The sequence below is a fragment of the Microbacterium sp. 22215 genome (assembly GCF_052045655.1).
Taxonomy (GTDB): domain Bacteria; phylum Actinomycetota; class Actinomycetes; order Actinomycetales; family Microbacteriaceae; genus Microbacterium; species Microbacterium phyllosphaerae.
In genome coordinates this window covers 1-19,759 of the sequence record NZ_JBQEPC010000013.1, presented here as the reverse complement: position 1 = coordinate 19,759, position 19,759 = coordinate 1, and the positions used below count along the sequence as shown (strand labels likewise).

Genomic DNA, 19,759 nt, shown 5'->3' with positions numbered 1-19,759 from the left:
TACCGGCCACGATGGGGAGAATTGTCCACTGCTCCCCCGACCCGCGTCGGCGAGATCAGACCGCTCGCCAACACCCCTCGATATGGTCGTCGACCATGCCCGCGGACTGCATCAGCGCATACATGGTCGTCGGACCCACGAACCGGAACCCGCGGCGCCGCAGCTCTTTGCTCATGGCGGTGGATTCGGGCGTCACCGCGGGGACGTCGGCGAACGACGTGGGGCGGATGCCGGGCGCCGGCGCGAACGACCACATCAGGGCATCCAGCTCGCCGTCGCGCATCGCTCGGACCAGGCGTGCGTTGCCGATCGTGGCCTCGATCTTGGCGCGGTTGCGGATGATCCCCGCATCCGCCATGAGCCGCTCGACATCGGACTCGTCGAACTCCGCGACCGCCTCGGGCTCGAATCCTGCGAACACCTCGCGGAACCGCGGCCGCTTGCGCAGGATCGTGATCCACGACAGCCCCGCCTGGAATCCCTCGAGCGCCGTCTTCTCGAACAGTGCCCGGTCGCCGTGCAGCGGTGTTCCCCACTCCTCGTCGTGATACCGGCGGTACTCGGCGTCGTCGCCCACCCACGCACAGCGCTCGCGGTGGTCGGGGCCGGCGATCAGCGAAGTCATGCACCCACGTTATCCGGCGGCACCGACACCGGGATCGGCCGAGCCGAAGCCCTCAGCCGACCCTGCGCAGTGCCCTGATCCAGATCCGCAGCACGAACGCGAAGAGCACGGCGCCGCTGATCAGCACGACCAGACCGCTGAGGATCCGAGGGCTCCACGCATGGATCGGAGACACCACGACGAGCGCGACGAGCGCGACGCCCACGCATCCGGCGCGCAGAGCGGCCACCGTCCCGTCGGCCCCGTCCACGCGGTGCCGTGTGACGAGGATCGCCAGCAGATGCCACAGCGAGGCGAGGAGCAGCACGAGAGCTCCATATGTGGCGAGCCAGCCGACGAAATAGCGCGAGGACAGACCCCATGCCGACACCAGCGCGGCGAGCACGGCGATGTCGATCGCGACGACCACCCGTTCGACGGCGAGCGACAGAGAGAGCGCGAGCCGGATCAGCAGCAGCGATGAGGCCAGCAGAAGGCATCCGGCCTGCGAGACCCAGGAGCCGTCGACGACGGTCGAGCCTCCCCCGTTCCAGAGGATGCTCGCGCAGCCGACCACCGCCGCGGCGTCCAGGAGCGCGGCGACGGTCCCCGCCACGACCGGGCCGACCGTGCTCTCGACGGATAACGCGGGGACGGATGCCGAACGCTCAGACATCGACAGCGACCGGACCGACGACATGCGTCTCGGCGTTGCGTCGGGTCTTCGCCCACCCGTTGCGGCCGAGCACCACACGGAGCATGGCCCGCGTCACCGACACGAGGATGTACTGCACGAAGAAGAAGAGGCCGGCTCCCCAGCTCACCGCCTGCAACCAGCTCGAACCCGGCTCGCAGCGCAGCTTGTACAGGATGCCCCAGATCACGAACGGTCCGACGCCGAACAGCATCCCGAGAAAGACGAACGCCCACGCATTGTCGACGAGTCCGTCGAGCGCTGCCGGATCGGCGATCACGCCCGCGCCGTGGAATGCCAGCGTGAGCAGGATGACGATCAGACCGATCATCTGCAGGAAGGGAAGGAACAGGTAGTAGAGGCACTCCAGTACGCCGGAGCTGTCGAAGTGGCGTGAGCGCACGATGTCCTTGATGTACTTCACGCACTGGATGTTGCCCTGCGACCAGCGCGTGCGCTGGGCGAGCAGACGCCGAAGGCTCGGCAGCGCCTCCTGCGCGACGTACGTGTCATGGACCTGGCGATTCTCGTAGCCGGCCAGGATCACGTGCAGCCCGAGCTCGTAGTCTTCGAGCAGTGCCCCGTGCCAGGGTGCGCCGTACCCCTCTCCGATCCGGTCGAGCACCGAGAGCCTCGTGAACTGCCCGTTGCCGCCGAGTCCGACCGTGCCGGTCTTCGACCTCAGCGACTGCATCGCCAGGATCACCGTGCGGAACTCCACGTCCTGCATCCGGATCAGATAGCGGGCGAATGCGTTCGCGAGCCTCCCCTTCTCGGGATACGGCGTGCGATCGTCGCGGTTCTTCATCCAGACGGTGATCTGGGCGGCTCCCACCACCGGGTCGCCGAAGCAGTCGTCGGCTGCCACCGCCGCGAGCGCGTTCTCCGCCATCTCTCCATCGGCATCCACGACCGTCACGATGATGCGGTCGCGGTCGGCGTCGGTCGGCAGCCATCCGTTGAGTGCGTCGTACGCGCTGTTCAGGGCATCGCCCTTCCCCGTGCGCGCGAGGGGTCGCCGGCGCTGCACCAGGTGCACGAACGGGTCGACATCCGCGTGCGCCTGGATGATCGCCGAGGTCTCGTCGTCGCTGTCGTCGTCGATCACCCAGAGGTGGGCCTGCGGGAACCGTTCGCGCTGGCGCGCGATCGTGGTGGCGATGACGGCGGCCTCGTCACGGCACGGCACGAAGATGTGCCAGTCGAAGAGCGCGGGGTCCCCCGGCTTCTCCTTCCTGTGCCGGACGTAGGGGATGAGGATGAACGTCATGTAGGCGAGGAACATCACCGTGAGGACGAGCGAGATGGAGCCGAGGAGGGAGAGCATCAGAGGTCCTTTCGTGAGGCCGTCAGCGGGATCTGTCCTGGGGGGTCTTCGGTCGCGGAGTCGTTCTGTCTTCGGTCGTCAGGGCCGTGCCGGTCGTCGACGACGACGGACGCCCGCCACCGCGATGAGCACGATCAGCCCCGCCGCGAAGCCCGCGATGCCGACGACGGAACCTGCGAAGCGGTGTCCGATCTCGTAGCCGGCGTCGAGGCCGCCCTGCTGGGTCGACCAGCCGATGAGCGCGAGGCGCAGCTGGTTGACCAGGAGCATCACTGCGGCGGATGCGGCGATCCCTGCGACTCCGCGGAACCAGGACACTCTCGTCGAGAGCATCATCACGGCCCCGAGTGCGAGGAGGGGAGCGAGCAGGATGATCGCCGTGCATTCGGCCGTCACCTGGAACCCGACGAGATGGTTCTCGTTGATCCACAGCATGTAGGTGTCCTCGAACGCGGTGACGCCGCGGGGCATCCAGAGATCCATCCACCGGGCGGCGAGGTGTGCCTCGCCCGCCCGAACCACGTCGGCCTGGAGCAGCATCCAGACGATCGCCCCCACGAGAGCGGCGGCGAAGACGATGCGGGCTGCGCGGTCGACGGCCCGCGATCGCGGCCGTGGTCGCGGGGAGGATGCGAGCCTGCGATGGCGCCGCCCCTGGGGCTGGGCGGACACGGCGGGCAGTGCGGTGGTCATCGGTGTACTCGTCTCGAGGAGAAGGTCGTGGTGAAAGGTCGTGGTGAAAGGTGCGGACGAGCATGTGCTCGCCCGCACCCGATGTCCTGTGCGGCGGTCAGGGGATCGCTCAGCGATTCGACCGGGCCGATGGGGAGATCGGCCACGGCCGGGACCGGCGCTGCGGACGCTCGATCGACGATGTGGGGTGCCGATCGAAGGGCGGCGTTCGGCGAAGGGGAGTTCACCGCACGCCCCGTTCATGGGGTCGGTTCGCCGTGTCAGGCGTCGACGAGCGAGTCTGCCGAGCGGCGCAGATAGGACTCGCGGATCATCAGGAGAGCACCCGCGGTCAGGCACACGGCGACGATGATGAGGGGCCAGGTGGGGTCGGCACCTGTCGCGGCGAGCGTGCCGCTGAGCGCGGTGCCGACGATGGGAGGATTCGCTCCGTACATGCGCAGGGGTTCCTTTCTTTCTTTCTTTCTTTCGGGAAGTGGGAGTTTCGGCGAGTGCCACGGGAGGGTGTGGCCGAGACGGTCAGGATCTGAGCGATCCTCGGCCAGGATGGGGTCGCGCGGATGCGGTGCGGTGAGCGGGCATCCGCGCGACCGGCACTCAGGAAGTGACCTGCGCGGTGCGACGACGCTTCGCGGCGTAGACCGCCGCAGCGCCGACGACGAGCAGCATGCCGGCGCCGCCTGCGAGCAGCGGGTCGGCCACGGGTGCGGCGACCACCGTGAAGGTCAGGTCATCGGTGCTGGTGTCGGTGCCGTCGTTCTGCACGGCCGTGACCGTGTAGGACTGCTCGGGGAGGTCGACGGTCGACTGAGCGCTCCACGTGCCGTTCGCCGCGACCGTGGCGGTGACGAGCAGCGTGCCGTCCTGCCCACGGACCTCGACCGTGAGGCCGGGCTCGCCGATGCCCGAGAACGTCGGCTTGAGGCCGCCCGAGGCGCCGTCGAGCGAGACCGACGAGTGGCTGGCGGTGAGCCCGCTCTTCAGCCACGGAGTGCCGGCGGTCGTGTACGAGCGCAGGATGAGCTTGCCCTCGGTGGCGGAGGAGCCGAGCGTGAGGCGGCGTGTGTCGACAGGGCGGTTGACCGCGTTGAGCGAGAAGGTCGAGCCGTCGGCGCTGCGCTCGGCGCTGAACAGCTGGTTCGCGGAGCCGTTGCACACGGCCGCGATCGGCTCACCGGTGCCGGCGTAGTCGAGGCACAGGCCACCGCTGCTGATGGTGCCGGTGGCGCCCACTGCCGGCATCGAGACGACGGCCGAGCCCGTCGGGCTCAGCGTCGGCTGCGCGCCCTGCACGAACGCGTCGAGCGTGAACGCGCCCTGTGCGAGGGTGCCGACCGCCGTTTCGGGAGTCTGAGCGCTCGCCGGTGCGACCGCGCCGAAGAGGGCGACGCCGCCGAGTAATAACCCTGCGGTGATCTTCATGGTCTTGTTCATGGTGTTGCCTTTCGCATGAGCTCGCGGTGCGCGGCACCGAGAGCGGACTTGTGCACGGAGTCGTGCGTTTTCTTCCGGGGGGATTGAGGAGCACCCGATCGCTCGGGCGCAGGAGCGGAGGATTCGAGCGCACCGATGACCTGGGCGGAGAGCGCGGCGAGGGCATCCCGCGCCGCTGCCGGATCGTCGCGGTGGAGCGCCGCACGAGCCGCGTTCAGCAGCTCGTGTCGCCGGTCGCGGCCGCGTTCGAGATCGATGCCGTGCGCGGCTGCGGTGTCGGGGTCCACGAAGAGACGCAGCGGCTCGACGTATTCACGCACGATGCGCGGGCCGAGTCGACCGAACTCGCGCTCGATCAGATGCGAGGCGAGATCGAGATAGCCCCGCAGTTCGCACGCGGGAGCGCGGGTGACGATCGTCTGCTGCGGATCCGATGCGGTGGAGAGGCACGACGACTCCCCCGCGAGCAGCCGACCGACGATCCGAGCGCGCTCGATCATGTCGATCGCCGACCACTCGGCGACGCGCGTGCCCGCGTTGGGCGACACGTGCACGAAGCGCATGTCGGCGAGGCGCTGGAGCGCTTCTCGGACCGGAGTGCGCGACACCGCCCAGCTGTGCGCGAGCAGGTCGAGGCGCAGTCGATGCCCACGTGGAAGCCGTCCGCTGACGATCTCCTCCAGGAGCCGCTCGTAGGCAAGACCGCTGAGCAGCTGCGGGCGCAGCTGCTCTTCCAGGGAGCCCATCGACATGATCTCGCCTCTCTCATCAAACTAACATATTGGATTATTAGAGGATGACATACTTAAGTAGTAATCACAAATCCACTAATATTTGAGAGAAGCCATGACGAAGAAGGACATCGCGATCGTGCTCGGCACCCGACCCGAGATCATCAAGCTCGCCCCCGTGATCAGGGAGCTGGGGGATCGAGCGCTGATCGTGCACACCGGACAGCACTACGACCGAGAGCTGTCGGGACGCTTCTTCGAGCAGTTCGGCATCGGCGAGCCGCACGTCGTGCTCGACGGCGTCGGCGGGAGGGACCGCGGCACGCAGATCGCGACCGCGATCAGCGCCCTCACCGAACTCTTCGCCCGTCAGGCGCCACGGGCGGTCATCGTGCAGGGCGACACGAACGCGGTGTCGGCGGGCGCACAGGCGGCCAACTACGCCGGCATCCCCGTCATCCATGTCGAAGCCGGGCTGCGGTCACACGACCGAGCCATGCCCGAAGAGCTCAACCGCCTCGTGGTCGGCGTGCTCGCCGACGTCCATTGCGCCGCGACCGAGCACAACGCGGAGAACCTGCGGCGCGAAGGCATCCCCGCAGAGCGGATCGTCGTCACCGGCAACACGATCGTCGAAGCGACCCGCGAGTCACTGCGACACGGCCCCGCTCCCGTGGAGGCGTTCTTCCCGGAAGGGCGGGTCCCCGAGCGGTTCGTCCTGGCGACGATCCACCGCCCGGAGAACACCGACGCCCGAGAGGCGCTCGCCCGGGTCCTGAGCGCGTTGGGCGATATCGACGCCCCGGTGCTGCTGCTCGCGCACCCGCGCACCCGTGCGGCGATCGCCCGCTTCGACCTCGCTGATCTGCTCGACAGGGTCATCGTCGCCGAGTCCGCGGATCACCAGGAGTTCCTCACACTCGCATCGCGCGCCACGCTCCTGGTATCGGACTCCGGAGGCCTTCAGGAGGAGTGCACGGTGCTCGGTCGGCCGCTGCTCGTGGTGCGCCGCAGCACCGAGCGACCCGAATCCATCGACGCCGGTTTCGCGGAGCTGGTCACCCCCGGGCTCGACATCGCCGCGGCAGCGAATCGTCTCATCTCCCAGGGATCCGATCATCTCTCCGGCGCCCCATGCCCCTACGGTGACGGCAGCGCCAGCGCCAGAATCGCGCGCCTCGCGACGGCCATCGCGGATCGCAGTGCGCGACCGAGCCACGGCCTCGCCGCGTGACGCGGGGAGAGCGACGGTCTGATGCTTGAGAGGCGATGCCGACGGGGTGATTCTCAGCGCGTGCGATATGTCACTCATCGCCTCGGCGCGGCACCCCAAAATATTAGATATCTAGCGCATTTCCGATTAGCATCAGGGGCATGCCAGTCCCCAAGACACCAGCGCGGATGCCTCGAAAGCTGCTGCGCGACCAGATCTTCGACACGCTGCTGGATGCCATCGTCGCCGGTGATCTTGCAGCGGGCGAGCCGATCTCCGACAAGCAGTTGGAGACGTGGCTGGGTGCGTCTCGCACTCCGATCCGCGAGGCCGTGAACCGCCTTGCAGGCATGGGGCTGATCGAGGTCCTCCCCCAGAAAGGCACCCGCATCGCCCCGCTGGATCCGACCCGGTTCCGAGAGGAGATGGAGATGCTCGGGGTCGTGTACTCGGCGACGGTGCGCGAGGCGACGGCCCTTCTGACGGATGCCGACCGGGCACAGATCCGCGATCTGCACCGAGCGGTGAGTCAGAGCACCGACGCGCTCGAGCGAGCCCGCATCGTCGACGCGCTGATGAACGTGTTCATCGACCGCTACCGCAACACCCTCGTGCAGCGCATCCGCGAGAAGTCGGTGCCGCACGTGACGCGCATGATCACCGCTCGACCGGGCGCGCTCGACGCGACCGAGACGTCTGCGGCACTCGACGCGCTCGCTGCGGCGGCGGCATCCGGAGACGCGGATGCTGCGGCTCTCGCGACGCGGGATTATTTCACCGCGGGCGCGGCGAGCGTCACGGCACGCGATGCTGCCGAGGTCGGCGGCACTGCCGACGGATCCGCGGCAGCCGGGTTCGCGTCGGCTGCCGCTGCACCGGCTACCGCGGCACTGACTGCGGCCATCCCGACTGCGGCCACCCCGACTGCGGCCACCCCGACTGCATCCACGCCGACTGCGGCCGTGCCGACTGAGAACGAGGTGGCGTGATGCCCACGACAGACGCCCCGCAGCCACGACGCCTGCTCCGCGATGAGGTCTACGACACCATCCTCGGCGCGATCCTGGACGGCACTCTCGAGCCCGGTGAGATCCTCCATGATGAGGAGCTCATGACGTGGCTGGGCTCTTCGCGCACCCCGATCCGCGAGGCGCTGAACCGTCTCGCCGAGGAGGACGTGGTCGAACTCGTGCCGCATCGTCATACTCGGGTCGCGCCTGTCAACGTCGCCGCGATCAACGAGGGCCTGTTCGTCACGGGCGCGATCCACGAGCACATCGCGCGCAGCAGCGCGGCGGACCTGACCGATACCCAGATCGCTGAGTTCGCCGAACGGATGACGCAGGTCGAGGCCGCAGCGCACGAGGGCGATGCCGCGGCGTTGGGACGGACCATCCGCGAGTACTTCCTCGTGCTGGTGCGCGCCACGCCGAACTCCGTGCTGCGGGCGAAGGCCGAATCGCTGTCGCTGCAGCTCGTGCGATTCCTGACCCCCCGAGAGAATCTGCGCACACCTCAGCAGGCATTGGAGTTCCTCCGGTCGATCACCGCGGCGCTCGCGGAGCGTGACGGCGAACGAGCCGGTGACCTCATCCACGAACTGCATGAGACCACCCGCAGCAACTTCATCGAGTTCTACCGCGAGTCAGACCCGTCCGACTGAGCGGGATCCGATCGATCGGCGGCATGCTGGTGCGCGGCGAGGCCGGAGACGCAGACACAGACACAGACACAGACACAGACACAGACGAGCGGTGCAGCTCTGCGGCCATGAGAAGAGGCGGCAGCGAAGCACTACCCAGTTCGAGCGAGGTTCGTGGGGACGCGGGAAGTGCCGAACAGGCCAGACTCTTTCGGGATGCTGAGTCGTGGGGCGCGCCAGCGTTGGTCGGGGTCCCACCACCGCGGGCCCCGCACCTGTGGGACGCCGTCATCCATCCGGATCTCCCACCCGGAGGAACCGAGGGATCGGTGATGCCACCAGCACAACGGCACACCGTTATCCGTATGCGTCGGCCCACCCCTCGCATGCTCGGTCACATGATGGATCTCGCACCACGACGCCGGCACATGACATCCGGGGATCAGGCACTCCTTGTCGCGAGCGATGATCGCCCGCCGTTGATGCACCGTGAAGACCCGATCGGTGGTCGTGATCCCGATGATCCGCCCCTCGTCCATGAGCACTCGTTGGATCAACCCACTGCACGCAACCTGCGCAGCAACAGACACCGGGAGATGCGCGCCGGATCCGGGAATCGTCGCCCACCCGCCGTTGCCGAGGTCGCCGCTCGCTCCGTACCCGTTGCCTCCGAAGGCGCCACCGAAGGCGGCACCGTGTGCGGCGAGGTCCTTCGCATCGACGTTCACGACCAGGACCGGTGACGACCCACCGAGAGTGGGCATGTCCTTGTGACGGGCAGCGATTCCGAACACCATCGCGAGAGCATCATGGCGCTTCTGCGCCGCGGTGCGATCATCGAGCACGCAGCGCGGGTCAGAGTTGAACGGGTCAACGTCGTCGGCATCAGGTCCGACGTCACCATCACCATCGACATAGAAGTCGGTATCGACATCTGCGCGTTGCCAACCGGCATCCGCCGCAGCCTCACTACCGCCGGCGTCGGCGTCGCTTCCGATATCACCATCACTTTCGACATCAATGTCGACATCGACGCGCGGCCAACCCATATCCGCACCAGCCTCACCACCGCCACAATAGGCATCCGCCTCACCACCGCCACGACGGGCATCCGCAGCGTCGCTCGGAGCGAAGTGCACGCCCGGCATCGGCGGGCCGTCGCCTTTCGGGTTGAGGATCGCGTCCAGGATGAGGTGCAGCTGTGCGGCGGCATCCGGGGTCAGGTACCCGCGGATCGCATGCAGGCCGTCTTTCAACCGGCCGATCGTGATCCCTCGCCGCCGACGCGCGTCCTCATCCTTGGGTTCTTCGCCATCGGGGTCGAACATCGACGCGAGATCTTCGGCGAGAGCCTTCAAGTCCTGCACCGTCGGCGCAGGACCCGGCGCATCAGCGTCCAGGCCATCGGCATCACCCACGTCGGCCGCGAGCCCGTGCCCGCGGGCACACCCCGCCAACGCGACATCCGCCGCCAACCGTTGATCGATCGTGAGCCGATCCCACACCCTCTCGATCGGACCCGTCGCCGCGAGAAACCCGGCCACACCGACCACCCCGTCCAGCAACGCGAGCCGCAGCTCCGCCCACCGCGCCGGCATCCCCTCCCCCGCCAGACTCACCGGCCGCCGCACCAGATCGACGACCCGGTCGACGCGCGACGCAGCCCGCACGTCCACCCGCAGCATCCGCTGCACCAACTCGTTCAGACCCCGGCACCCCGCCGCATGCGGAAAGTCGGCCGCATCACCGGTCGCGATCGTTTCGACGATCACCGCTTCGACCCGGCGGAACGCGGCCCCCGCGCCCTGCAACACCGTGATCCGGTCCGCATCACTCAGCCCCGCGAGCGCGTCATCGGACAGCACCGTGTCGAGGTCGGCGATGACCCGATCCAGAAGCTCCACAGTGCTGTTCATACCCCTGAGTCAACCCGCCCCCACCGACATTGAAGCCCCAAAACCGCCCCGAATTACCCCAGATCAGAGCACGTATCCCAGCCTTCCGGAATGCCGCACCATGGCAGGGAGGCGGGCGCGCCCAAAGCACCGATGCGACAGGAGCATGTACCGGCAAGGCGTACCCGCGAGGCGTCCCGAGGAGGCGTCCCGATGAGAAGCACGAACCCGAGAGCGTCCCGCGGTCGACGAGCTCACGAGGTTGCCCACCGCAGACGAAGTTCGCGGGAGAACGTCGGGAGGACAACACCGACAAAACAACAACACCGGCAGAACAACAGCACGGCGGCACGAAAGAGCCACCCTGAACACCGAAGTGGCCCCACTCGACGAGCGGGGCCACTTCGATCACACGGTCACGGAGACGTCAGTCCGCGATGGTCTTCGCGTCGATGACGAAGCGGTAGCGCACATCCGAGGCGAGCACGCGCTCGTACGCCTCGTTGATCTGCGCGGCGCTGATCACTTCGATCTCCGATGCGATGCCGTGCTCGGCGCAGAAGTCGAGCATCTCCTGCGTCTCGCGGATGCCACCGATGTTCGATCCGGCGAGCGAGCGGCGTCCACCGATCAGCGACGAGACGTTGACGGCGAGCGGCTCCGCGGGTGCGCCGACGCAGACCATCGATCCGCCCACATCGAGCAGTCCGAGGTACGAGCGCAGGTCGACGACAGCACTGACCGTGTTCAGGATCACGTCGAACGATCCGCTCAGCGAGCGGAAGGTCTCGGGGTCGCTCGTCGCGTAGTAGTGGTCGGCGCCGAGGCGCAGGCCGTCATCCTTCTTGTTCAGCGTCTGCGACAGCACGGTCACCTCTGCGCCCAGGGCGTGCGCGATCTGGACACCCATGTGCCCGAGGCCGCCGAGACCGACGACAGCCACGCGGGTGCCGGGTCCGACGTTCCAGTGCCGCAGGGGCGAGTAGGTGGTGATGCCGGCGCAGAGAAGCGGAGCGGCGACGTCGAGCGCGAGAGCATCGGGGATGCGCACGGCGAACGACTCGGTCACGACGACCTGCTCGGAGTAGCCACCCTGGGTGATGGTGCCGTCGCGGTCGGTGCTGCCGTAGGTGAAGATCGCGCCGTTGGAGCAGAACTGCTCGTCGCCGCGCAGACAGTTGCGGCACTCACCGCACGAGTTGACGAGGCATCCGACGCCGACGCGGTCGCCGACCGCGTGCTTCGTGACCTCGGCGCCCACGGCAGCCACGGTGCCGGCGATCTCATGCCCGGGCGCGAGGGGGTAGCTCTGCGGGCCCCAGTCACCACGCACCGTGTGGATGTCGGAGTGGCAGATGCCTGCGAAGGCGATGTCGATCAGGATGTCGTTCGGGCCGAGCTCTCGACGCTCGATGACGGTCTTCTCGAGCGGCGCGGCTTCGCTGGGTGCGGCGTAAGCGTGGACACGGGTCATCACAGACTCCTCGGGTCGATTCGGGTGGAACACGTCGACACTACGGGGCGAACCTGTGCCGTTCCACCGCTCGGATCGATACCGTGGGTGCTACGACTCCGGAGGGGAAGTCCCATGCGCCGATCATCCTTGACCGCCCGCCTGATCACGATCGTGATCGCTCTCGCACTCACGCCGGTCGCCCTGATACTCCTGTCCCTCGGAGGACAGACGGTGACGCTCACCTTCTTCGCCTACGGATTCGACGGCGACTTCGCACCTCTCGTCGGGCCACTGCTGCTGCAAACGCTCGGGCTCGTGCTGCTCGTCCTCGTCGTACTCACGGGCATCTGGAGCTCCGCCGGCCTGATCGCCATGGGCCTCCTCAGCGTCGTCCCGCTCATCGTCGCGGTGTTCCCGGTGACACTGTCATGGCTCATCCGGATCGCACCGCGCGAGTGGGGCGACGGTCTCATCTACGGCGTGCCCCTCGTCGTGCTCGCAATCCTCGGGACGATGGGTCTGGTTCTCGCCCTGGTCCGCCGGGATTCGCGGCCGAAGGGCGCTGCGCTGAGCGTGATCGGCATCATCGCCGCACCGGTTCTGCTGGCCGGCGGCGCCTGGGCGATCGTCTGGGGCATCGGCGACGGGGTGCTCTTCGCCCTGCAAAGGTTCCAGTTCGACATCCGCCCCGGCGCGTCCCTCGCGGTGTTCGCAGGCACACTGCTCGTGGTCGCGGGAATCGCCGTGACGAGATGGTCGCCCTTCGCGCTCATCCTTCCGGCAGTCGTGCTGCTGGTCGCCAGCATCCTGCTCCTCGCCGCTCCCGACGCCGTGTTCCCGATACTGCTCCAGCTGCCGCGCGGCATGAACACTGTGGTTCCGACCGTGCTCCTCTACGGAGGCGGGGCGGCGGCCGGAGTGCTCTACCTCGCCTTCACCGCCGTGCTCCTGCGCGTGCGCGCACACTCACGACTCGCGAGCGGAGGTCCGGCGGGTACAGGCGACTCCTCGTCGTCACCGGGTCAATATTCAGCGGCGCAGTACCCAGCGGCGCAGTATCCCGCGGCACCGCACGGGTATGCACAGAACCCGAATGCTCCATACCCGCCGGCTCCCGTGCAGCATCCGTACCCGCCGACCGCCGGACAACAGCCGCCTCCCGCACCGTACCCGCCCCAGCCCGGGCAGTGAGGGCACGGAGCATCCAGCCCGCGCGGACGAGACCGGGCCAGCCAGAACGAGCCAGACCGGCCCAGCCAGAACGAGCCAGACCGGCCCAGCCAGAACGAGCCAGACCGGGCCAGACAGACGGAACCAGACACACAGATCCAGACTGACGAAGCCGGCCGAGACCTCACGATCCCGACCGGCTCCACAAACGGCTGAACGCCTCGTCAGCGCTTGGCGTTCTTCTTCAGCACCTTCTCGAGCACCGGAGCGTCTCCGGATGCCGCGAGCGCCGCGTAGTAGTCGCGGGCCTCGTCCTGACGCGCGCGTTCCGCACCCGACGCGATGGGTGCGCGCACGTGCTCGGGCTCGTAGCCGAAGGCGTCGACCAGGTCGAGCGCGTACGGCCGCAGCCGCGTGCACAGCCGGTCGATGTACCGAGACACCGCCGCGGCCCGCTGTGTCGAGAGGCGCCCGTTGATGAGGTGCCACGCGAGGTGCTTCTCGATGAGCTGCAGGCCGAAGAGGTCGCGCAGCCACGTGAGCACCTTCTTGGTGTCGGCGTCGTCGACACGGTGGACGGCGTCGGTGAACGCCTCCCACTGCAGCAGCTCGCCGTGCGCCCGCGCAGCCTCGATGAGTTCGGCCTGGTTCTCGTTGAACAGCCGGGCGCCGAGCACCTTGTCCTTGCCCGCAGGACGCAGGCGACCCGCGACGTCGGCGACCATCTGCTGCACGCGCTCGGCGAGCAGCTGGTGCTGCTGCTCCTCGCGCAGACCGTTCTCGACCGAACGAGCGACCTGCCCCAGGTCGACGACAGACTGCCCGAACTGACGGAGACCCGCACCGTGGAACACCTTGCCCGCGGTCATCCCGACGGCGAACTTGGCCAGCGCCGCAGCATCCTTGCCCGTGAACTGCTTGGCATAGTCGGTGAGCAGACGCTTGCCGACGAGCTGGAGGAGAACGTTGTTGTCACCCTCGAACGTGACGTAGATGTCGAGGTCGGCACGGAGTCCGACGAGGCGGTTCTCGAACATGAAGCCCGCCCCGCCGCAGGCCTCGCGCGCCTCCTGCAGCGTGTCGAGCGCATGCCAGGTCGACAGCGGCTTGAGCGCCGCGGCCAGGGTCTCGAGGTCTTCGCGGTCGGCGGGGGTGTCGGTACGACCCGAGAACACTCCGTCGAACTTCTGCAGGAACTCGTCGTGCGCGAAGATCTGTGCGTACGTCGTCGCGAGACGCGGGAACAGGCGGCGCTGGTGCTTGCCGTAGTCGAGAAGCACGACCTCCTGTCCGTCCGCTCCGTCGAACTGACGGCGCTGGGTGGCGTAGGTGATCGCGATCTTCAGCCCGAGAGCGGATGCCCAGCAGGCCGCGCCGTCGAGCGAGACCCGCCCCTGCACCAGCGTGCCGAGCATCGTGAAGAAGCGACGACCAGGGCTGTCGATCGCGCTCGAGTACGTGCCGTCTGCCGCGACGTCGCCGTACTTGTTCAGCAGGTTCGTGCGGGGAATGCGAATGTGGTCGAAGCTCAGGCGCCCGTTGTCGATGCCGTTGAGGCCGCCCTTGAGGCCGTCGTCCTCCCGGCCGATACCCGGCAGGTCGACGCCGTCCTCTCCGCGCAGCGGCACGTAGAAGCAGTGCACGCCGTGGTTGACGCCGTTCGTGATGAGCTGCGCGAACACGGTCGCCGCGATCCCGTGCAGGGCCGCGTTGCCGAGGTACTCCTTCGTGGCGCCGCGGAACGGCGTGTTGATCACGAACTCCTCGGTCTCGGGGTCGTAGGTCGCGGTCGTGCCGACGGCGGCGACGTCGGATCCGTGCCCGATCTCGGTCATCGCGAACGCGCCGGGGATCGACAGATCCATCACGCCGGGGAGCCACTTCTCGTGGTGCTCCGTCGTGCCGAGCTGGAGGATCGCGGAGCCGAACAGTCCCCACTGGACGCCCGACTTGATCTGCAGGCTCGGGTCGGCGACGACGAGCTCCTCGAAACCGGCGATGTTGCCGCCGTTGTTCTCCTCGCCGCCCAGCGACTTCGGGAACGCGCGGTGCACGGCCTTGTTCTCGACGAGCAGATGCAGCTGGCTGAGCACACGCTCGCGGTGCTCGTCCTTGCCCAGTTCGTCCTTGCGCCAGAACGCCGAATCCTTGATCATCTCGCGCGCCTCGCGGCGGGTGTCGGCCCAGGTGCCCATCAGCAGATCGGTGACCCGGGCGACGTCGAACGTCAGGTTCGCGTCAGCACTGTCGGTGTGGGGGCGAGTCGTCTTCGGACGGACGGCGGCGTCGACCATGAGCATTCCTCTCAGAGGCGAGTGAAGATGCTTCCATGGTAGGTCTGCCACAACCAGAGACGAACTGCCCTGTGGTCATCCTCCAATGCCGAGCGGGCACGTCGCCCCGCCGCATTGTCGTCAGACCACAGTCCGACGCGGCGGACCGCGATCAGGGCGCGACGGGCGTTCCCGTCGGAGGCGATGCCTTCGTCTGCTCCCACCGCCGCCTGGTTCCTGCACTCAGCCGGGCCCAGGTGCGGTCGCGGATGAAGATCGAGTCGATCGCGATCATCGTGAGCGAGAACCAGGGCAGCCCCATGAGCACGCCGATGCCGATGTGGAAGGAGAGGATGCCGATCAGACCGATCAGCCGCGTCGGACGCGTGAGCAGCATGAGGGGGAAAGCCACCTGCAGGATGATCGATCCCCACGTCGCCGCGACGACCATCGGCCCCCACGTCGTGACGAGGTCGCTCAGCACGGGCCAGGTGCCGAACCGCGCCGTCTGCAACGGGTTGTAGACCGCGTACCCCTCTTCCCACGGGGCGCCGCCTGCCTTGTAGAGCGCACCGGAGGCGTAGACGAAGCAGACCTGTGCGGTGAGCGCGACGAGCGCCAGGTTGTGGAAGACCGTGCCCAGCAGTGCCGGCTGACTGTCCGCGGCGAACCACTCCCCTCGCTTCGCGCGGCGCCGCGCGTCGAGCGACCAGCGCGCTGCGGGATCGGCAAAGAACAGCAGCAGCAGCGCGATGCGGAACATGTTGTCGCCCTGATCGCCCACCATGTCGTTGGCCTCGACGAAGCCGACCCACAGGCAGAAGAAGATCGGCAGCACGATGCGGAAGCGCCACCCCAGGACGAACAGCACCGCGAGCACACCCAGGAACAGGTAGAGCGCGGTGTAGAGGACGTCGTTGCCCATCGCGGCGTGGAAGGCACTGAAGATCCAGATCTTCGGGAACTCGCTGACGGGTTCGGCCATCTCGCCGTTCCACGCCGACCCTGAGCCGAACGTGTAGAGACGAGTGCCGAAGTTCGCCGCGAGCAGGCCGATCGCCGTGACACCGAACAGGATGCGCGTGACCGCGAGCCCGTAGAGGGCTTTCTTGCCGTGGAAGAGCCAATCGCCGACGAATGCCGAGATGCGGTCGATGGCCGAGAGCACCATCGACCAGAGGCCCGCGATCATCGACGACGCGAAGCTCAGCAGGCGCGTGACGAACGAGCGGGGCGGCGCTCCGGCCGGAGCCGACGGCGGAAGCGGAGCGGAGGGAGCGGATGCCGGGGCGGGAACCGTCGTCGAAGGCCGCGTCTGCGGATCCTTCTTCAGCGCCTCCTTCTTCAGCGCCTCCTTCTTCGCGGCATCCTTCTTCGGTGCGTTCGCCCGGGGCGCCGAGGTCTTGATCGGCGCGCTCACGGCTGGATCCTCTCGAACTGTGCGCGGAAGGTGTCCGCGAAGTTCTCGCGGCTCTGGCCTTCCTCTTCTATGGGCAGACGCCACCCCGTCGTCGAGAACGTCGGGTCGGGGCGCTGCGCGCCCGGGTCGTTGCGATCCGCGTAGGGAACCACGTTCTGCCTGCTCACGCGGTACTGCACCTTGATGACGGCGTCAGCACCCCAGATCGCATAGGCGACCTGGGTGGCGTACGCGGTCGAGAGGTGCTCCTCGGCCATATAGGCCTCGGTCGACGGGTTGTCTCCCTCGAGCTCGTCGAACGAGCGGACCATCCACTCCTCCCACTCGCCCTCGTCGAAGTCGAGTCCGGCCACGGCCTTCTGATCCGCGTTCAGCTTGTTGAACGCGTTCATCTGACCGCTGGCGACCTCGCTGGACTGGATGCCGGCGCGAGGCGGCATCAGGTTGTAGCGGATCATCGAGAGCTCGACGTCGGTGGCGCTCACCCAGCCTGTCTCGACCTCCTCGCCGTCCTTCTCGATGACGGCGCGGACGTTGAAGTGGTAGTCGCCGTTGATCGGCTCGGGCGCGAAGACGCTCCAGGACTGACCGAACATCGGCAGCATGTATCCGGCGAGGACCTCTTGCGTGGGGATCTCGCGCAGCGCCGAATACGGCGCGATCCAGAGGAACGACGCGCCCACATGCCACAGGGTCAGCAGGCACGCCGCGAAGGCGATGAGCTTCACCCACCAGGTCGGTCGGGGTCGCGCCTGGGCGACCGAAGCCGAAGCCGCCTGCTGTTCCGGTGAGGTGTCAGTCATCGTGCTCATTCACATCCTTCTCACCGCTGAAGGTCGGAGCCGCCTCAGCGACGACTCCGACCTCTCAGCGTTCGTGCACTGCGTTCTACTCCGCCTCGACCATCGGACGGCGGGATCGTGCGATCCGCGTCGCCCCCAGTCCGAGCATCAGCAGCAGGGCCGCCAGAGCGATCCATCCGCCCTGGACTTGACCACCGGTGGTGGCGAGCCCCGAGGCCACGACCTGGAACGTGGCCGCCACGCTGCCGGAGCTCGCTCCGGTCAGGGTCACGGTGTGGGTTCCGAGGTCGGTGTCGGACGGGACCGTCCAGGTGAAGGTGACCGTGCCCTCGTCGTCGGCGACCTGGGTGCCGAGTGCGATCGGCGCCGAGGTCATCACACCGGTGACCTCCTCGCCGGGCTCGAATCCGGTGCCGACCGCGGTCTGCTTCGCACCGCGCTCGAGAACCGGGACCTTGATCGTGATCGCGATGTCGCCGGTCGGGTCGGCCGCTGCATCCGCGGATGCCGAGGCCTCAGCCGTCGCCGACGCGGATGCTTCCGCCGTGGCCTCTGCCGATGCATCCGCGGCTGCCGACGCGGATGCCGTGGCGGACGATGACGCGTTGGCCGCCGCGGCCGCCGACGCGTTCGGGTCGGCATCGGCCGAAGCCGACGCGTCAGCCGCGCTCGTCGAGGTCGCATCGGTCTGCGCCGCCGCCTGGGCCGCCGCTGCCGCAGAGGCATTGGCATCGGTGGTGGCCGTCGTCGAGGCATCCGTGGACGCGTCGTCGGTCGCGGCGGCCGAGGCCGCTGCATCCGCCGTCACATCCGCCGCCGCCGAGGCGGTGCTCGTCGCGTCGGCGAGCGCCGCTGCGACCGCCGCCGCCTCCACCGAGGCGTTGCTGTCATCATCGGCCTGAGCCGATGCCGCAGCCGACGCCGAGGCGTTGGTATTGACCTCCGCCGACGGGTCAGCCGCCGCAGAGGCGTCCGCCGTGGCGACCGCATCCGACGAGGCATCGGTCGACGCGTTGGCGATGGCCGCCGCGCTCGCGTTCGACGAGGCGCTCGTGCTGGCGTCCGACGTCGCCGAGGCCTCAGCCGCGGTGTCGGTCGTCGCGTCAGCGAGAGCGGCCGCCTGAGCTGCGATCGCCGCACCGGCGTTCGCCTCGGAGGTGGCATCCGCGGTGGCGGCCGTCGACGATGTCGCCGTCGCCGCCGATTCCGCCGCAGCCTCTGCCGCCGGGTCGGCCGCAGCCGAGCCCTCCGCCGTGGCGTCCGCGAAGGCGGAGGCCTGAGCCGCCGCTTCAGCGACTGCATCGGTCGAGGCATCGGCGTTCGCGGACGCGGATGCCGAAGCCGCCGCGTTCGTGTTGGCCGAGGCCTCGGAGGAGGCGTTCGTCGACGAGTCCGCCGTCGCCGCCGACTCCGACGATGCCGCCGAGTTTGAGTCCGCCGCCGTCGAGGCATCCGCGTTCACGTCGTCCGACGCATCCGCCTGCGCCGCCGCCTGAGCAGCCACCGCCGCAGAGGCATTGGCCGTCGAGGTGACGTCGGTGGATGCGGTGGTCGACGCATCGGTCGTCGCCGCGGCCTCAGCCGCCGACGTCGCATCAGCCGTCGCCGCCGCGGAGGCGCTGGATGTCGCGTCCGCGAGTGCAGCCGCTTCTGCCGCCGCCTGCGCCGACGGGTCGCCGTCTGCGGTCGCGTCAGCCGAGGCGGATGCCGAAGCCGCCGCGTTCGTGTTGACATCGCCCGGGTCGCCCGCGGTCACCTCGGTGGTGTCCGTGTCGCTGAACGCACCGGAGGTGGCCGTGAGCGTGTAGCCCGTACCGGGCACTGCGTCAGCCGGAACCGGATAGTTCTCGGTGAACGCGCCGAACTCGTCGGTCGTCGCGGTCACCGGACCACCGACGTCCGCGCCACCACCAGGGGCGGTGAGCTGCAGCGACACCGAGGCGTTCACCGGCCAGCCCGTACCGGTGACGGCCAGGTTGGCGCCCGCCGGGACGGACGCGGCCGCATCCACGACGACCGGAGCCGCCGTGACCTCGGTCGTGTCGGTCGCCGTCTGCGTGCCCACACTCGCCGTGACCGTGTAGCCGGTGCCCGCGGGGGTGCCGGCCGGCACCGGGTAGTCGAGCGTGAATCCGCCGAGCGGACCCGTCGTCACCGTCTGTGCGGCACCGACGTTCGCGCCACCCGGCGCGGTCAGCTGCACCGTGATCTCGGTGTCTGCGGGCCAGTTGGTGCCCGCGACGGCGAGGTCGGTGCCCGCCTCGACGGTCGCGTCTGCGTCGACCGTCGCCGCGGCCGTGACCGCGGTCGTGTCGGTCGCGGTCTGCGTGCCCACGTTCGCCGTCACCGTGTAACCGGTGCCGGGAGTCGCGGATGCGGGCACCGGGTACTGCAGCGTGAAGCC

Annotated in this window: 16 protein-coding genes and 1 pseudogene; 4 read left to right on the top strand and 13 right to left on the bottom strand. The window is 68.4% G+C overall.

Annotation, left to right across the window (positions count from 1 at the left end):
- Window positions 1-55: 55 nt before the first annotated feature.
- The 7 genes from ACTJKH_RS16985 to ACTJKH_RS16955 all read right to left on the bottom strand — a co-directional run bounded on the left by ACTJKH_RS16985 (window position 56) and on the right by ACTJKH_RS16955 (window position 5,504).
- Complete coding sequence (locus ACTJKH_RS16985; protein WP_440737887.1) at window positions 56-625, bottom strand: DNA-3-methyladenine glycosylase I; 570 nt, start codon at window positions 623-625, stop codon at window positions 56-58.
- Window positions 626-677: 52 nt separating this feature from the next.
- Complete coding sequence (locus ACTJKH_RS16980; protein ID WP_440737886.1) at window positions 678-1,280, bottom strand: hypothetical protein; 603 nt, start codon at window positions 1,278-1,280, stop codon at window positions 678-680.
- Window positions 1,273-2,625 carry a glycosyltransferase gene (locus ACTJKH_RS16975; RefSeq protein ID WP_440737885.1) on the bottom strand — a complete coding sequence of 451 codons (1,353 nt, stop codon included), beginning with the start codon at window positions 2,623-2,625 and terminating at the stop codon, window positions 1,273-1,275. Before ACTJKH_RS16975 ends, ACTJKH_RS16980 begins: the two co-directional genes overlap by 8 nt.
- Before the next feature lie 78 nt (window positions 2,626-2,703).
- The gene (locus tag ACTJKH_RS16970; RefSeq protein ID WP_440737884.1) at window positions 2,704-3,318 is read right to left on the bottom strand and encodes an archaeosortase/exosortase family protein; all 615 of its coding nucleotides are present in this window, start codon (window positions 3,316-3,318) and stop codon (window positions 2,704-2,706) included.
- A 260-nt stretch (window positions 3,319-3,578) separates the two neighbouring features.
- Window positions 3,579-3,755: a hypothetical protein gene (locus ACTJKH_RS16965; protein ID WP_210096899.1), complete on the bottom strand. Its 177-nt coding sequence runs from the start codon at window positions 3,753-3,755 to the stop codon at window positions 3,579-3,581.
- A gap of 160 nt (window positions 3,756-3,915) precedes the next feature.
- A complete protein-coding gene (locus ACTJKH_RS16960) occupies window positions 3,916-4,752 on the bottom strand; it encodes an Ig-like domain-containing protein (RefSeq protein ID WP_440737883.1) in 837 nt (278 codons plus the stop codon).
- Window positions 4,749-5,504 carry a GntR family transcriptional regulator gene (locus ACTJKH_RS16955; RefSeq protein WP_440737882.1) on the bottom strand — a complete coding sequence of 252 codons (756 nt, stop codon included), beginning with the start codon at window positions 5,502-5,504 and terminating at the stop codon, window positions 4,749-4,751. The genes ACTJKH_RS16960 and ACTJKH_RS16955 overlap by 4 nt, the downstream gene beginning before the upstream one ends.
- Before the next feature lie 94 nt (window positions 5,505-5,598).
- Here ACTJKH_RS16955 and wecB point away from each other — a divergent pair, with 94 nt between their 5' ends.
- From wecB to ACTJKH_RS16940, 3 genes are all read left to right on the top strand, one after another.
- Window positions 5,599-6,717: a non-hydrolyzing UDP-N-acetylglucosamine 2-epimerase gene (gene wecB, locus ACTJKH_RS16950; RefSeq protein WP_440737881.1), complete on the top strand. Its 1,119-nt coding sequence runs from the start codon at window positions 5,599-5,601 to the stop codon at window positions 6,715-6,717.
- 140 nt (window positions 6,718-6,857) lie between these two features.
- Window positions 6,858-7,685, top strand: a complete 828-nt coding sequence (locus ACTJKH_RS16945) for a GntR family transcriptional regulator (RefSeq protein WP_440737880.1) — start codon at window positions 6,858-6,860, stop codon at window positions 7,683-7,685.
- Window positions 7,685-8,359, top strand: a complete 675-nt coding sequence (locus ACTJKH_RS16940) for a GntR family transcriptional regulator (protein WP_440737879.1) — start codon at window positions 7,685-7,687, stop codon at window positions 8,357-8,359. The genes ACTJKH_RS16945 and ACTJKH_RS16940 overlap by 1 nt, the downstream gene beginning before the upstream one ends.
- Before the next feature lie 131 nt (window positions 8,360-8,490).
- On the opposite strand, the gene ACTJKH_RS16935 is transcribed toward ACTJKH_RS16940, so the two are convergent.
- Window positions 8,491-10,254, bottom strand: coding sequence for an HNH endonuclease signature motif containing protein (locus ACTJKH_RS16935; RefSeq protein ID WP_440737878.1), 1,764 nt, complete (start codon window positions 10,252-10,254; stop codon window positions 8,491-8,493).
- A 406-nt stretch (window positions 10,255-10,660) separates the two neighbouring features.
- A complete protein-coding gene (locus ACTJKH_RS16930; protein ID WP_440737877.1) occupies window positions 10,661-11,707 on the bottom strand; it encodes an NAD(P)-dependent alcohol dehydrogenase in 1,047 nt (348 codons plus the stop codon).
- 114 nt (window positions 11,708-11,821) lie between these two features.
- Here ACTJKH_RS16930 and ACTJKH_RS16925 point away from each other — a divergent pair, with 114 nt between their 5' ends.
- A complete protein-coding gene (locus ACTJKH_RS16925) occupies window positions 11,822-12,880 on the top strand; it encodes a hypothetical protein (RefSeq protein ID WP_440737876.1) in 1,059 nt (352 codons plus the stop codon).
- A 203-nt stretch (window positions 12,881-13,083) separates the two neighbouring features.
- On the opposite strand, the gene ACTJKH_RS16920 is transcribed toward ACTJKH_RS16925, so the two are convergent.
- The 4 genes and pseudogenes from ACTJKH_RS16920 to ACTJKH_RS16905 all read right to left on the bottom strand — a co-directional run.
- A complete protein-coding gene (locus ACTJKH_RS16920; protein WP_440737875.1) occupies window positions 13,084-15,153 on the bottom strand; it encodes an acyl-CoA dehydrogenase family protein in 2,070 nt (689 codons plus the stop codon).
- A 151-nt stretch (window positions 15,154-15,304) separates the two neighbouring features.
- Window positions 15,305-16,552 carry an HTTM domain-containing protein gene (locus tag ACTJKH_RS16915; protein WP_440737874.1) on the bottom strand — a complete coding sequence of 416 codons (1,248 nt, stop codon included), beginning with the start codon at window positions 16,550-16,552 and terminating at the stop codon, window positions 15,305-15,307.
- Entirely contained in the window at window positions 16,549-17,364 is an 816-nt protein-coding gene (locus ACTJKH_RS16910) for a DUF5819 family protein (RefSeq protein WP_440737873.1), read from the bottom strand. The genes ACTJKH_RS16915 and ACTJKH_RS16910 overlap by 4 nt, the downstream gene beginning before the upstream one ends.
- 76 nt (window positions 17,365-17,440) lie before the next feature.
- Window positions 17,441-19,759: pseudogene (locus ACTJKH_RS16905) on the bottom strand (hypothetical protein); the annotation flags it as partial.